This is a genomic window from Rhodococcus sp. 077-4 (assembly GCF_047782425.1).
Taxonomy (GTDB): Bacteria; Actinomycetota; Actinomycetes; order Mycobacteriales; family Mycobacteriaceae; genus Rhodococcoides.
Window position 1 is genome coordinate 115,825 of record NZ_JAJPWC010000006.1, and the last position, 13,888, is coordinate 129,712.

The 13,888-nt window shown below is 61.4% G+C and carries 17 protein-coding genes; 9 read left to right on the forward strand and 8 right to left on the reverse strand.

What is annotated here, in order from left to right; translation table 11 throughout:
• Positions 1-24 precede the first annotated feature (24 nt).
• Positions 25-1,506, forward strand: a complete 1,482-nt coding sequence (locus tag ACNEOT_RS23470) for a mannitol dehydrogenase family protein (RefSeq protein WP_415977058.1) — start codon at positions 25-27, stop codon at positions 1,504-1,506.
• Here the strand turns inward: ACNEOT_RS23470 and ACNEOT_RS23475 are convergent.
• Complete coding sequence (locus tag ACNEOT_RS23475) at positions 1,494-2,285, reverse strand: acyl-CoA thioesterase (RefSeq protein WP_415977060.1); 792 nt, start codon at positions 2,283-2,285, stop codon at positions 1,494-1,496. The two genes, ACNEOT_RS23470 and ACNEOT_RS23475, sit on opposite strands and share 13 nt — an antisense overlap.
• Before the next feature lie 81 nt (positions 2,286-2,366).
• Entirely contained in the window at positions 2,367-3,413 is a 1,047-nt protein-coding gene (locus ACNEOT_RS23480; protein WP_415977061.1) for an SDR family oxidoreductase, read from the reverse strand.
• 89 nt (positions 3,414-3,502) lie between these two features.
• Between ACNEOT_RS23480 and ACNEOT_RS23485 the strand changes: the two genes are divergently transcribed.
• Positions 3,503-3,823, forward strand: coding sequence for an ArsR/SmtB family transcription factor (locus ACNEOT_RS23485; RefSeq protein WP_415977063.1), 321 nt, complete (start codon positions 3,503-3,505; stop codon positions 3,821-3,823).
• Here ACNEOT_RS23485 and ACNEOT_RS23490 read toward each other — a convergent pair.
• Entirely contained in the window at positions 3,807-4,208 is a 402-nt protein-coding gene (locus ACNEOT_RS23490; RefSeq protein ID WP_415977064.1) for a hypothetical protein, read from the reverse strand. The two genes, ACNEOT_RS23485 and ACNEOT_RS23490, sit on opposite strands and share 17 nt — an antisense overlap.
• Positions 4,205-5,734 (reverse strand): SAM-dependent methyltransferase, encoded by a 1,530-nt coding sequence (locus tag ACNEOT_RS23495; RefSeq protein WP_415977065.1) that lies wholly within the window; start codon positions 5,732-5,734, stop codon positions 4,205-4,207. Before ACNEOT_RS23495 ends, ACNEOT_RS23490 begins: the two co-directional genes overlap by 4 nt.
• An 88-nt stretch (positions 5,735-5,822) precedes the next feature.
• Here ACNEOT_RS23495 and ACNEOT_RS23500 point away from each other — a divergent pair, with 88 nt between their 5' ends.
• The 3 genes from ACNEOT_RS23500 (at position 5,823) to ACNEOT_RS23510 (ending at position 7,656) form a co-directional block, all read left to right on the forward strand.
• Positions 5,823-6,326 (forward strand): hypothetical protein, encoded by a 504-nt coding sequence (locus tag ACNEOT_RS23500; RefSeq protein ID WP_415977066.1) that lies wholly within the window; start codon positions 5,823-5,825, stop codon positions 6,324-6,326.
• 119 nt (positions 6,327-6,445) lie between these two features.
• Positions 6,446-6,712: a hypothetical protein gene (locus ACNEOT_RS23505; protein ID WP_415977067.1), complete on the forward strand. Its 267-nt coding sequence runs from the start codon at positions 6,446-6,448 to the stop codon at positions 6,710-6,712.
• On the forward strand, positions 6,709-7,656 hold the full coding sequence (locus tag ACNEOT_RS23510) for a Fic family protein (protein WP_415977069.1): 948 nt from the start codon (positions 6,709-6,711) through the stop codon (positions 7,654-7,656). Before ACNEOT_RS23505 ends, ACNEOT_RS23510 begins: the two co-directional genes overlap by 4 nt.
• Before the next feature lie 15 nt (positions 7,657-7,671).
• On the opposite strand, the gene ACNEOT_RS23515 is transcribed toward ACNEOT_RS23510, so the two are convergent.
• Positions 7,672-8,325: a DedA family protein gene (locus tag ACNEOT_RS23515; protein WP_415977070.1), complete on the reverse strand. Its 654-nt coding sequence runs from the start codon at positions 8,323-8,325 to the stop codon at positions 7,672-7,674.
• Between the two features lie 87 nt (positions 8,326-8,412).
• On the opposite strand from ACNEOT_RS23515, the gene ACNEOT_RS23520 reads away from it, so the two are divergent.
• Entirely contained in the window at positions 8,413-9,441 is a 1,029-nt protein-coding gene (locus tag ACNEOT_RS23520) for a superoxide dismutase (RefSeq protein WP_415977072.1), read from the forward strand.
• A gap of 79 nt (positions 9,442-9,520) precedes the next feature.
• Here ACNEOT_RS23520 and ACNEOT_RS23525 read toward each other — a convergent pair whose 3' ends face one another.
• Both ACNEOT_RS23525 and ACNEOT_RS23530 read right to left on the reverse strand, forming a co-directional pair.
• Entirely contained in the window at positions 9,521-10,006 is a 486-nt protein-coding gene (locus ACNEOT_RS23525; RefSeq protein ID WP_415977073.1) for an SRPBCC family protein, read from the reverse strand.
• A gap of 3 nt (positions 10,007-10,009) precedes the next feature.
• Positions 10,010-10,336, reverse strand: coding sequence for an ArsR/SmtB family transcription factor (locus tag ACNEOT_RS23530; protein WP_415977075.1), 327 nt, complete (start codon positions 10,334-10,336; stop codon positions 10,010-10,012).
• 123 nt (positions 10,337-10,459) lie between these two features.
• On the opposite strand from ACNEOT_RS23530, the gene ACNEOT_RS23535 reads away from it, so the two are divergent.
• From ACNEOT_RS23535 to ACNEOT_RS23545, 3 genes are all read left to right on the forward strand, one after another.
• On the forward strand, positions 10,460-11,149 hold the full coding sequence (locus tag ACNEOT_RS23535) for a DUF998 domain-containing protein (RefSeq protein ID WP_415977076.1): 690 nt from the start codon (positions 10,460-10,462) through the stop codon (positions 11,147-11,149).
• 63 nt (positions 11,150-11,212) lie between these two features.
• Positions 11,213-11,785: a DUF3558 domain-containing protein gene (locus ACNEOT_RS23540; protein ID WP_415977081.1), complete on the forward strand. Its 573-nt coding sequence runs from the start codon at positions 11,213-11,215 to the stop codon at positions 11,783-11,785.
• A 13-nt stretch (positions 11,786-11,798) separates the two neighbouring features.
• Positions 11,799-12,194 carry a hypothetical protein gene (locus tag ACNEOT_RS23545; protein ID WP_415977082.1) on the forward strand — a complete coding sequence of 132 codons (396 nt, stop codon included), beginning with the start codon at positions 11,799-11,801 and terminating at the stop codon, positions 12,192-12,194.
• A 60-nt stretch (positions 12,195-12,254) separates the two neighbouring features.
• Here the strand turns inward: ACNEOT_RS23545 and ACNEOT_RS23550 are convergent, their stop codons facing one another.
• On the reverse strand, positions 12,255-13,625 hold the full coding sequence (locus ACNEOT_RS23550) for a dicarboxylate/amino acid:cation symporter (RefSeq protein WP_415977083.1): 1,371 nt from the start codon (positions 13,623-13,625) through the stop codon (positions 12,255-12,257).
• Positions 13,626-13,888 lie beyond the last annotated feature (263 nt).

Below are 13,888 nucleotides of genomic sequence, written 5' to 3' on the forward strand. Positions count from 1 at the left end.
CCCTGCCCGAACCGAGGAACCGTCATGACCGAGCTTTGCCGCGCGACGTTGAAACACATACCTGCGACTGTCGCGAAGCCGGACTACGATCTGGATGAACTGCATTGTGGTGTCGTGCATTTCGGAGTCGGCGCGTTCCATCGCGCACATCAGGCGGTGTACTTCGATCGTCTGCTCGCGGCCGGGCATCTCGATTGGGCTCTGTGCGGGGTGGGAGTGATGCCGGGGGACAAGAAGATCGGGACCGTACTCGACGCCCAGGATTTTCTGTACACCGCCGTGACGGTGGACCCGGACGGTACCCGTGACGCACGGGTGGTCGGCTCGGTTGCAGACTTCGTGTATGCCCCCGATGACCCCATCGGGGTGATCGATCTGCTGAGTTCACCCGCCACCATGATCGTGTCGCTGACCATCACGGAGGCCGGCTACGGCGTCAGCGATGTGACCGGAGCATTCGAGCCCACCGATCCCGCCGTGCTCCGAGATCTTCGGGACCTGTCGGTGCCGTCGAGCGTGTTCGGATTCCTGACCGTTGCCCTCGCTTCACGCCGGTACCACGGGATTCCACCGTTCACCGTGATGTCGTGCGACAACATCGTCCACAACGGGGCGGTGACCCGAACGGCACTGACCGCTTTCGCCCGCCATCACGACGCCGACCTGGCGGAGTGGATCGACGCCACGGTGGCGTTCCCGAGTTCCATGGTCGATCGCATCACCCCCGCCACGACGGCTGCCGTCATCGACGATGTGCGTAAAGACTTCGGAATCGACGATGGCTGGCCGGTGCGGTCGGAATCGTTCTCGCAGTGGGTGGTCGAAGACACTTTCTCTTTCGGGCGACCACCGTTCGACGAAGTCGGAGTTCAACTCGTCGCCGATGTCACGCCCTACGAACACATGAAGCTGCGCCTGCTCAACGGGTCTCATCAGGCAATGAGCTACCTCGGCATCCTCGCTGGATACACCCACGTGCACGAGGTGATGGCGAGCCCTGACCTGCGCGAGTTCGTCGCGTCGTACATGCGGGCCGAGGCTGCCCCCACTCTGTCTCCGGTCCCGGGCATCGACATCGATGACTACATCGATCAACTGCTGCAACGCTTTTCCAGCCTCGCCGTCCGAGATACACTCGAGCGCCAGATCGTCGACGCATCCGCGCGTATCCCGAAATTCGTGCTGCCGGTCATTCGCGATCGGCTCGCCGCGGATCGGTCCGTCGATCACAGTGCGCTGATCCTCGCCGCGTGGTGCGGTGTCCACGAGCGCGGGGACATTCCGATGATCGACACCAGTGCCGAACGCCTGCAGCGTTTGTCCTGGGAGGACCACGACAACCCCGGTGCGTTCTTGGCCAATCCTGGAGTGTTCGGCGATCTGTCGACCAGTCCGCGCCTCCGCGGTGCATACCAAAAGGCCAAACGCTCGCTGCAGGACGGCGGTGCTCGCGGTGCGGTGCGTCGAGTACTCGAGCAATCCGTCGGAGTCGGTCAGGCCTTGTAGTAGACCACCTGGTGGCTCGTTGCCAGCAACATTCCGCCCTCGGTCCACAGTTCGGCTGTCTGATCGAAGTAGCCCTGGTGGAAGCGGCGGGCTCGTGCCGTCCCCAGTACGTAGCCGTCGGAGTGCGTGTCGAGATCCTCGGGCGTCGCGAAGAAGTGGGTAGTCAGCGAGATGGTGCCTGCCGGCACGTACCGACCGAGGCGCTGAAAGATTCTGGGGTAGAACACATCGCTGAGCGACGTCAGCGCCGCGAAGTCCAACGGACGAGACGGAGTGTCACGGATCCAGAGGGTCTCGGTCGAGTCCGATGAGTCCTGGTCGCTGAGAGCGCCTGCGACGAAGCGCATCTCGTAGTTCTGAGCCCAGGCGATAGCGTCGGGAAAACTGCCCAGCTTCGTGTCTGCTGGGGAGGGAACTGCAGGAGCTGTCGCCTCGATGTTGTCCCAGGTTTCACGACGGGTACCGAACACCGCTGTCGCGGTCGTCGCGACGGCACCGTTCTGCGTCAGTTCGAGGTACCAGTGCTGATTGCTTCGGTTGGTACGCACGGCGCGCGCCGCAATCGCGAACTCACCTTCGGCCACCGGGCCTGCGAAGTTGACCGTCAGCGAGACCGGCGATCCGAGGCATTCGGGATTTAGTTCGATCGCCCGGATGAACGTTGCGGCAGTGATGCCGCCGAACGGGCCGACCATGTTGTTGTACGGCGCGGACGTGTGCCCGGTGAAGGTGCCGTCGCCGACGGTCTCGAGCGCGATTGCTGCGTCGAACGGGTGCATTGTTCTCCTGTAGGTCTCGATCGGCGTTCGTGCCGATTCAAACTATCCGGCGTACTCCGCTCGTACGCATGGTGGCTCCCCTCATGGAATGATTCGCTGGCGACGTAGATCGGAGAATATGTCGGCGAACATTCTTTCGGTGTCGACGAAACGGTGAAAGCCCATTCGACGCGCTTTGGAACCATCCGCTACGACGTCGTAGTCCCAGGAGAACACGAAGTCTCCGAACGCCCAGGATGACACGGCTGAATACGGGATCTTCTGCAGCCCGTACTCGGCGACGATCGAATCCCACAGCGGCTCTTTGTCTGCCATGACGTCGGCGAGGGACATCGGGAGCGGGGTTGCCGTATCGAGGTCGAACAGACTCGCGATTCTGGGCCACATGTCGTTCCAGCGGAAGAGGTCCCCGTTGGTGATGTTGAACGCCTGGTTCGCGCAGGTCGGGGTGGTGGCCGCCCACACCGTCGCCTCTGCGAGCAATGACGCGTCCGTCATCTCCAGCAGCGAGTCGAAGGCACCGGGTTTGCCCGGAAACCGCATCGGTACGCCCAGCTTTGTGCACATGGTGGCGTAGACCCCAATCACGGTGGCCAGATTCATCGGGTTCCCCAGCGCGACACCGCACACCACGGATGGTCGGATTGCCGACCACGTCCATTGCTTGCCTGCTTGCCGCGACTCGAGGAACTGTTGCTGATCGACGTTGAACTCGGGCGGCATGTGCGGCGGGTCGGATTCGCGGGCAGGGGTTTTGAAGGGACCCAGGTGTGCGCCGTACACCTTGTATCCCTGCATCAGACTCACGTGTTCGAGGTCCGGTGAACTGTCCTCGATCGCCGTGACCACGTTGACGAGCATCTCCAGGTTGGGGGCCACGAGCTCGGCCCACGTCGGTCGTTCCTGATACGCGGCGTAGAAGATGTGCGTGACGTCCGTCAGATGGGAAAGTCGGCGTCGAGTCTCCTCGCCATCGAGTAGGTCCACCGCAATGTGCCGGACGCGTTCGCTGTCGACCCCTCCTCGGCGCGACAGCCCGATGATGTCCCAAACTCCACTTCGTTGCAGGTTGGCGACGAGATTTCCGCCGATCACTCCGTTGGCCCCTACGACTACTGCTCGCTGCATGCGCTGCTCCCTATTTGAATATCGCGATATTGCGATGTCTGGACCAGTAGACCACACATCGGGATATTGCGATATTGGAGTACGCTTCGATGGTGGCTGACGAACTGGACCCCGCCGAGCTTGCCGCAGTGTTCGGTGCGCTCAGCAACCCCGCGCGATTGGCGATCATGCGGTGGCTCAAAGATCCCAGCGACTTCCCTCCCCAACTCGAGCCCGCCGAGGACGTCGGGGTGTGCCTCAAGCACATTCAATCGAGAGCGGGCGTCTCCCAATCCACTGCCTCGCAGTACATGGCCGTCCTGCAACGCGCGCAACTGGTGACGAGCACCAAAGTTGGTCCCTGGGTGCACTACAAGCGCAATGCCGACTATCTTGCGCGACTGGCCGAGACGATCAAGACCGATCTGTGAAGTCCGTTTGCCCTCGGTCTCGGCGTGACCTACGTGTGTGAGGCGATATCAAGTTGATTATTCCGGACAGTGCGAGGCTGCCGCCTGGATACAGGAGGAGCCCGGGAGAGAAGATGACGGGTTCCGACGCGTCCTTGATCATGTACACGACACCGACCACGGTCAGTGTGAGTCCGAAGACGGTGAAAAGAGCGATCGTTCGGCGGCTCTGCCGGGACAAACGCGCCGAGATCAAGGCTGCAAATCCGGCAAACACGCAGAGGAAGATCGACGTGACGAACAACGGACCCGACTTCACCAGAGTGGCAGCAACGAACATGAATCCGCCGATGAACAGCAGAACCAGTTCCGGAACAGGCTGTCGCTGAGGAGTATCGACAATCACAGTGGTAGTCCCCTCGCAAGACGCACCGCGTGAGTGAGCGATGCTTTGTTGAACACTAGACCGTGCGCAGCCGCAGCATCGGCAGCACGTTCTCGTAGCGCGGCAGGGTCGGTCGCGCGGGCAATGGCCGCGAGATCGATGCGTTGCAAGAGCTTCTTCGTCACGGGCCGTTTGCTGTCCCAGAATGCCAGAGCGGCAATGAGATCGTTGGCTTCGGGCCCGGTCAGTAACGCGTGGGCGACGGCGCATGCGGCTGGGTCCTCGAACGGCAGGAGATAGGTGGCGTCGTCGAACACCGCAGGTTTTCCGTCGTAGGGGCCGACCATCCTGAACTGCGGAGCCTTGTGAAATCCGGAGATCGCGATCTTGTACGGCGCAAACGTGTACGGGCCGACGCCGAAGATGCAGAACCGGGCGCGGTTTCGGTAGATCGAGGACTTGCGTCCATCGAGTGCTGGGCCGTTGTCGGTCAGGTACTTCCACAGCTTCGGCGCGCTGTCCGCCAACTGCGCGGTGTCGTCACCGGTGTGCGATTGCGGCACGATCATCCACCGCGACACCATGCTGAGCTTCTCGCGATAGACATCGGTACATTTGAACAGGGGAAACAGGAAGTCCTTCTCGATGTCCACCGAAGCTCCGAGTTTGGTTCGCGGGCCGTCGTTTTCGGCCAGTTCCATCACTGCCGTCGCGTCGTGCTTGATGCCTTGACGCCACGTCAGTGGACTGGTGCCGTCGAACTGTTTGCTGCGCTCGTAGGCATCGACGTTCGCGACGAGTAACCCGTCGACCACTCCGATTCTGTTGGTGGGATGGAGTGAATCGATGCTCGGGTACATCTGCGCGGTGTGGTCGGTTGTGTCGGTTCCCAGCTCGACCACGAACCAACATGCGTCCACTCCGGCGTCGAACCATTTCTTGGCGTCGATGGGCCGCAGACTCGAACCGGTGATCGGAAGGCTGTGTCGAGCGCAGTGCAACAGGATGTTTCGCGCTACCTGGGTTTTGCAGATCATCGCGATGGTCACCGGTCGATCTGCGAACTCGGTGAGCAACTTGATCCAAATGAACTCTGCGATATCGAAATTGGAGCTTCCGGTGATCGCATCTATTCCGCGTGCGTTCTGTGTGTTCGCGCGAGCCGGTCTGTTGCTCGAACCCAGAACTGAGAGCTGGGAGTTGGTCACCCACGGTGGATTGCCGACGACGAGAGTCGGGCCTGGCGCCGACGTCCACGCGATGTCGCGTGCCAGGTCGAAATCGAAGATCGACGCGGTGATCACCCTGCCGAATATCGCTGCTGCTGCGGCATACTCGGGCTGCACCTCGATACCGACACGTTCTGCTTCAGGGTGCTGCTCGCTGAAAACCGAGAGGAAGTTCCCGACGCCGCAGGTGGGTTCGAGGACGCGGGTCCACTCACGTCGAGGCAAAGTGTCCACCAACGCGCGCGCCAACTCGATCGGAGTCTGAAAATCCCCGAACTCGTTGTTGGGCATCGGTGCCTCCGGCAGTGGTGCGGACAAGTGCCCTCCGTGGCCCAGGAGCATAGCCTGCAGAGCGACCCGGAGGCTCAGCGCCACACCACGGTTTCAGGCACTAAAGTGAACCGGGATGAGGTACTCGCGCGCTGCACTGCTGCTGTCCACTCTCGTGTTCGTCGGTGTTCTGATCTGGGTCGCCGTGACTGCTGGTGACGTTCTACCTGCGCACTTCACAGCCTCCGGACAGGTCGACCGCGTGGAGACCAAGTCCTCGTTCCTGCTCACCACGGGTGGCATCGGGCTTGTACTGATCGGGTTTTTCGCGAGTGTCGGCTGGTGGCTCCCGAGACTTCCGGCCCAGCTGGTGAATTTGCCGAGTCGTCGAATGCATGACTACTGGACTGCGTCTGAGAATAGGCCCGCGCTCAATCGCAAGATGGCCGAAGATCTCGACTGGATGGGTGCGGCAACCGCCCTGCTGCTCGCATGGATCGTCGGGGTGTCCGGTAGGACGGTGGGCCACTCGGTCAGCGCCTGGGTCCTGGCGGTACCGACAGCGCTCTATTTGCTGGCCATTCTGGGCTACACGGTGTTCATCATCAAAGGTGGCCGATACCGCGTTCCGAAGGACTGACTCAGGGGAGTGGTCGCGCCGCGTATCCCGCAGTGTTCACACCATTCGTGTGGAAATTGAGGGAGGGACGGCCCGCTTCATACCAAACCTTAGAGCGGTAAGGTTTAGTAAATCCATCGATGTCGGACGATCAGGATGCGGGAAGTTGGCCCGCGGTCGAATTCGAAAGTCGACCGTGGCAGGTGTCCGATGCCTACATCTCGCGTGCTCAGCGTCGGATGCATCAGGGGGACTTCTCTGCCGCCGTGCCGGCGCGTATCGCGGATGCGAAACTGACGTTGCCTGCGCAGTTGCTCGCGGAATCGGAAGATGCTCTCCGCGAAATTGTTCGTTCGACCAGTACGCCTCACTACAACTCGGCTCATCGGTCGGGCTCGCGTCGATGAGTTCGATTCTGTTGCGAACGGAGAGTGCGGCGTCATCGCGCATCGAAAGCTTGACGGCCGGTGCGCGGGCGCTCGCTCTCGCTGAATTGGTTTCGCCCACAACGAGAAATGCCTCGATCGTGTCGGGCAACGTCCGCGCAATGGAAGCCGCCCTCGAGGTGGGTTCTTCGATCGACGCATCGAGTGTCCTGGCCATGCATCATGCGCTGATGGAGCCCAACGGCGACCCGCAGCCGGGCAGGTGGCGTACCGAGCAGGTATGGATCGGGGGATCCGACATCGGCCCGCACCGCGCGGCTTTCGTACCGCCGCATCACGATCGGTTGCCGGACGCGCTCGACGATCTTTTCGAGTTCGCTGCTCGCTCGGACCTCCCTGTCATCCCTCACGTAGCTATCACCCATGCGCAGTTCGAGACGCTGCACCCGTTCAAGGACGGAAACGGTCGCGTCGGCCGAGCGATGATCCACGGAATGCTCCGTAGGGCCGAGGTGACCGAGCGAGTGACGGTTCCGCTGTCTACCGGATTGCTGACCGACACAGCCGGCTATTTCGAGAGCCTCGACGCCTATCGGAGGGGAGATGTGGACGCAATCGTTCGTAGTCTCACCGCGGCGACCTTTCATGCTGTGACCGGTGGGCGACGGTTGGTCGACGACCTAGCCGCCGCCAGGGCCGACTACGCCGAGCGCGTCGTCGCACGCAGCGACTCGGTCGTGTGGCCACTCCTCGACGCGCTGGTGGCGCAACCGGTGGTCAATAACGCATACGTACGCGGCACATTCGGAGTCAGCGAGATCGCGGCTCAGCGAGCGATCGACAAGCTGACCGAGGCGAGTGTTCTGCACCAGACGTCGAAGGGGAGACGAAACCGGATCTGGCAGGCAGACGACATTCTCGCTGCGCTCGACCACTTCGCCGACGGAATACGACGGGTGCGGTGAGTCGACGCGCAAGAGTCAGTGGGCTTCGACTCGCCTGGACCGCAACTTCTTGACCACGAACCAGCTGATCAATGCCACGACTATGCCGATGACGACGTACTGGAACACCGACGCGTAGTTCTCCACGTAATGCCAGTTCTCGCCGAGGAAGTAGCCGGCGAGGACGAAAATCGAGTTCCAGATCAAGCTGCCGAGGGTGGTGTAGATCAAGAATTGCAGAATGGGCATGCGGGACACACCCGCTGGGATCGAGATGCCCGAGCGGACCACCGGGATCATGCGGCCGAAGAAGACCGCCGACCGGCCGTGGCGAGTGAACCAGTCGTCGGCCTTGGTCAGATCCTCGGTACCGACGAACGGGATCTTTCCCACGATCGCGTACATCCGATCGCGCCCGAGCTTCAGACCGAGCCAGTACAGAACAAAAGCGCCGATGACCGAGCCGGCCGTCGTCCAGAACAGTGCGCTCAGCAGACTCATGCCGCCTTGGGATGCCGTGAACCCGGCGAGCGGCAGAATGATTTCGCTGGGTAGCGGCGGGAAGAAGTTCTCCGCTGCGACGGCGATCCCGGCACCGGGACCGCCGATGGCCTCCATCAAATTCACTGCCCAACCGGCGATCCCTCCGAGGTCGGTGTCGGCCGCGGCGAGGTAGGAGGGGGCACTCATGACGACCACTGTACGAAACCGGTCGCCCGGAAATCTCCTCACCAGGCATTATGTGCGCGAAATGAGACATATGGAACACTCGAACGTGTGAACCGAGTCTCCCGGATAGTGCCTGGTGTAGCCGTCACCACACTGTTGCTGAGTGCCTGCGGGTCCTCGGATTCGGCCGATCCAGCACCGAGCAGCCCGAGCAGTTCCACCGCTTCGGCGTCGACGTCGCAGAGTCCGAGCAACGCAACCGTCTACAACCTGCCGGGTAGCGGCGTGTTTCCCGAAGGCATCACGGTCGCCGACGACACGTTCTACGTGACGTCGACGTCCGACGGCTCGGTGTTCCGTGGAACCGTCGGATCCCCGAATGTCGAAGTGTTTCTCCCCGGCGGCGCAGACGGACGTACCGGTGCCGCGGGCATCGACACTGCGGACGACGACGATTTGATCGACCGTGCCCAGTACCTGGTGATCGCCGGCGGGGCCACCGGCAAGGTGTGGGTGTACGACAGGAACTCCGGTGGCTTGGCTGCCACCTTCACCAACGGCCTCGGTGCCGATGCAACGTTTCTCAACGACGTGGCGATCGCTGACAACGGGGATGCCTACGTCACCGATTCGCGCAGCCCGGTGCTTTACCGGATTCCGTTCGGGCAGATGACGGACGGCGTGCAAGACGGTCCGCTGGAGCCATTCGTGAACTTCGACGGCACCCCGTTCGTGTACGGGGAGGGCTTCAACGCCAACGGCATTGTCGAGAACGACAACGAGTCGGCGCTGATCGTCGTGCAATCCAGCACCGGGAACCTGTACCGCATCGACAAGGCGACCAAGGAAGTCGTTCAGGTCGACATGGGTGGCGCAACGCTGACCAACGGGGACGGGCTCGAAACCGACGACGACACACTGTATGTCGTGCGCAATCGCGACGGCCTCATCGCTGAAGTCGATCTCAACGACGATGGCCGTAGCGGCTCGGTGACCGGAGAGATCACCGACGCATCGTTCGCGTACCCGACAACCGTTGCAGCAGTTGATGATCGACTGCTGGTGGTGAACAGTCAATTCGACAAGCGCGGAGGAGCGCCCGTCGAACCCTTCACCGTCAGCTCCGTTCCCGAGTAGAGCGGCTTCGCCGCACGTGCACGAAAATTCGTAGCAGAGGTCGAAGTTCCGTGCACCACGACCACTTCGCGTACCGCGATCAACCGGCGAGGATGGCGTCTATCTGACCCATTGCCGATGCCATGCCCTCGTCCATACCCATCTCGACGAGTTCTTCGAGCTGCTTCAGGCTGTCGAACTGCGAGCGGATGGTCATACGCGTTGTGCCGCCGATGTCTTCGAGTGTCGCGGTGGCGTGGGTGATCGGCATGGTCGACGACGGATTACCGGAATCGTCTGCGAAACCGTCGTCGAAGGACAGTGTGTTCGGTGCGACGATGTCGGTGAAAAGCCACCAGCCGGCCGCCTTCTCACCGTCCGGTCCGCACATGTAGTATGACGCCTTCCCACCCGGAACGAAATCGTGGGAGACGAATGTCGCAGGCCATGTCGGCGGACCCCACCAACGCTCGAGCTGGCGTGGGTCCTCCCAAATCTGCCACACGCGTTCGATGTTCGCGTCGAACTCCGCGACCATGGTCATGGTCAAGTTCTCTGCATCCTTGTGTGAGCTGATGAATGGCATGATTCAGCCTTTCTCGTCCTCGGACAGAAGGTTGTCGATCCGGTCGACGCGGTGTCGCCAGATCTCCTCGTATGTGTCGAGCAGTGCGCGAGCTCTTGCGATGGTGTCCAGTCGAACTCGCACGATCTGCTCCCGCCCACGCTTCTGTTTGGTGATCACCGCAGCGCGTTCGAGAACTGCGACGTGCTTCTGCACAGCGGCGAAACTCATGGCGTAGTGAGCCGCCAGTTCCGATACCGACTGTTCACCGACAGTGACCTTCGCGACGATGTCGCGTCGCGTGGTGTCGGCGAACGCCTGAAACAGGCGATCGACATCGGAGTCAGTCATCTCATCTACAACCATTTGGTTGTAGGTTATGCCCGGTTGCGATCTTGGTCAAGGGGGCAGGCCGAACTTTCGGGCAACATGGAAAGCAGACGGCGATCGACGTCGTCCGAGAGGGGAGTCCACGTGTCGATTCGACCGGCCATGATCGGCGCACCATCTATCATTCTGGGTGCCCTCGTCGTGCTGGTTCTCGATATCCACACTGCGTGGCAGGCGCCGTCCCATCTGCGCCGAACGATCAGTGAATACGGACTGGGCGCGCAGCAGTGGGTGTTCTCGATCGGCGTCGTTCTGCTCGCGTTCGGATCGGCGCTCACCCTCGCGGCTGCACTCAGGTATCGGCTGACGCGACCGGCATCGGCCGCCTCGATTTTTCTCACACTGTGGACCGTGGGACTGGTTGCCGTTGTTGCTGTGCCGAAGCAAGATTGGTCGAACAATGCCTCGCTGAGCCTCGGCGGGACGATCCATCGACTCGGAGCGGCCGTTGCGTTCGTCAGCATCCCGGTCGCGGTGTTCGCGTTTTCGCGGCCCTGGCTTCATGACATTGTGTGGGCAGTACGAGCTCGTGTGACCACGGGATTGAGCGTGCTGTCGGTCGTGACTCTGACGCCCATCGTGTACGCGCTCGCCGTGGGAGTGACCGGCTCGCGTCCTTGGTATCGCGTCGTCACGCTCGGCTATGTAGAGCGGGTGCTTGTCGTCGCCGAGGTGATTGCGTTGATATCGCTGTCGCTGTGGGTGTTGGCTGCGGAACGGAGGAGCCTCGCCTCCCGGGAGGAACAGCAGTTAGAAGTTTCGCAACCTGCCTAGGGAACCGATCTGGCATACGTAGCGTCCAACCCTTCAGTGACAGTTTCTCGAGAGGTTGGTCGAATGCGGCTGGTGGGTGGGCGTCGACTTGCGACGGCCTGTGGTGTGGCGGTGTTGTTGGCAGGTTGTGCATCGTCGACGTCGGGGAATCCAGTCTCCAATGGAGACACTTCTGTGGAATCGACGACGGTGGTGCCGGACCAGGAGGAACCGTTCGATCCATGCACCATTCCGAAATCTGCAGTGACGGCAAGTGGGTTGGACGTGAGTACAGAGCGACCGGATTTCGCGGGAATCACGACTTATCCCGGTTGGAAGAACTGTGCGTGGGACGGCCCGACCGATACCCCGTGGTACTTCCTTATTGTCCAGTCATCGCTCAGTTCGCTGGATCAGTTTTTACAAAGTCCGCGGAACATAAATCAGGTTCCAGTCCAAGTGGGTCCACGCGCGGCCGTCAGGTACAACCTCTCGGAGGACGGCGAACCACCGGAAGGCTGCAGTATTGCGCTGGACGCAAGCGGCAACCTCATCATTTTTATCCTCCACAAAATCGGCTCGAAGGATTTGCAGGGTGACCCCTGCTCCGAAGTCGGCAAGCATGCAGAGGACTTTCAGTCCTACTTGCCGGGATGAGAGGCACGCTCCAGTGACTGATAAGACCCTAGGGTTGGCTGACAACCTTGCATACTGGCGATCCTTGCGGGATCAGGCGAGTATGGGCGAACTCCACGTTGAAGAAAATGTGGCGGCGGCATGCGATAAAGCTTGTTCGGACTATCTCGCGGAACTGGACAAGATGTTCGAGATGACGGTCGGGCTGTCGTCTCCCGAAGCGTTCGGCAACATGCCTTCAGCCCAGATGCTCGGAGCAAAGTTTCATCGCCTCGCTATTGGCGAACAAGGCTCCGCCCGCTTTGCGATCAAACAGCAGATCGAGATCATCAAGACGATGCGCGAGTTCTTTCAGCATTATTTCGCCAGTGTCGAGGCCACGGACACGGAGACTGCAGCGACTGTCGAAGCACTGACACCACCGGGATAGACGACGAATCCCGGCGACCCAGTTGCTCGGTCGTCGGGACTCGCAGATCGATCTGTGTTGCTAGCGTGCCAATTCCACCTCGTCCTCGTCGACGAACGGATCACCGTTCCGAGCAGCGTTGTATCGCTCGAGATCGAGGATTCCCTCGCGCTTGGCGACGATGGTCGGGACCAAAGCCTGACCGGTCACGTTGACTGCAGTGCGGCCCATATCGACGATCGGCTCCACCGCGAGCAGTAGGCCGACACCGGCGAGCGGCAACCCGAGGGTCGACAGGGTGAGCGTGAGCATCACCGTCGCCCCTGTCGTTCCTGCCGTTGCGGCAGAACCGATCACGGACACCACGACGATCAGCAGGTAGTCGGTGATGGTGAGATCGATGCCGTAGAACTGAGCGACGAAGAGTGCTGCGATCGCGGGATAGATTGCAGCGCAACCATCCATCTTGGTCGTCGCCCCGAGCGGTACTGCGAACGACGCGTACTCGCGCGGCACTCCGAGGTTGCGCTCTGTGACGCGCTCGGTGAGTGGCAGGGTTCCGATCGACGAACGCGACACGAAGCCCAACTGCGTGGCAGGCCACACCCCCGAATAGAAGTTGCGCACCGAAAGGCCATGGGCGCGAACGATCAACGGATACACCACGAAGAACACCACGGCAAGACCGACGTAGATGGATACGGTGAAGACACCGAGCGAACCGATTGCATCCCAGCCGTAGGTCGCCACCGCGTTACCGATGAGTGCGGCTGTACCGATCGGCGCAAGGCGAATGATCCACCACAGCACCTTCTGCACGATGGCCAACAGCGACGCGTTGAACTCGAGGAACGGCTCGGCTTTCTTGCCGACTTTGAGTGCCGCAATACCGATGGCAGCGGCAATGACCAGCAGCTGCAGAATGTTGAAGCTCAGCGAGGTGGTCGCGGCACCGCTCTCGGCAACAGTGGTTTTCGCGCCGAGTGCGAAGAAGTTGCTCGGTACCAGTCCGGTGAGGAACGACCACCACGACCCAACACTGGAAGGATCCTTTGCGGAATCCATCCCAGCACTGGTGCGCGATCCGGGCTGGGCGACCAACCCGATCACGATGCCGATGATGACGGCGATGAAAGCCGTGATGGCGAACCACCACAGCGTCTGAATAGCCAGGCGGGCTGCATTTGCAACTTCGCGCAGGTTGGCTATGGAGCTGACGATCGCCGTGAACACCAGCGGGATCACCGCTACGGTGAGCAGCTTGACGTAGCTCGAACCGATGGTCGAGAGGGTTCCGACCAACCAGTTCGGGTCGCCGCCTTCGGCGTCGGGCATCGAGCGGGCGATGAGTCCGAGGACGACACCGAGGACGAGTCCGGCAACGATCTGTGGACCGAATGCGGTTGCCCAGGTGGGGACACGGCGCGTTCGGATAGCGCTGGGCGCAGACATGAAAATGCCTTTCGAAAAGGAGAGGTGTCGTCAGGGATGGACGACAGAAGTGCTCGTCGGCCGATGGGCCGAGCGGAGGGGTTGCGGTCTAGAGAACCGTCAACAGGTAGCGCTGGCTTGCAGACGCAAGTCGACATAGCGTCGAGAGGTCAGCAGCGGATTCACTGGTCGAACGGTACTCCGCCGTCGAATTGCGCGGCGAGGCAGGGGCGGGCTCTGAGGGTTCACTGTGGAATCGATGTGGGTCCGCTGCGGCGACGCCT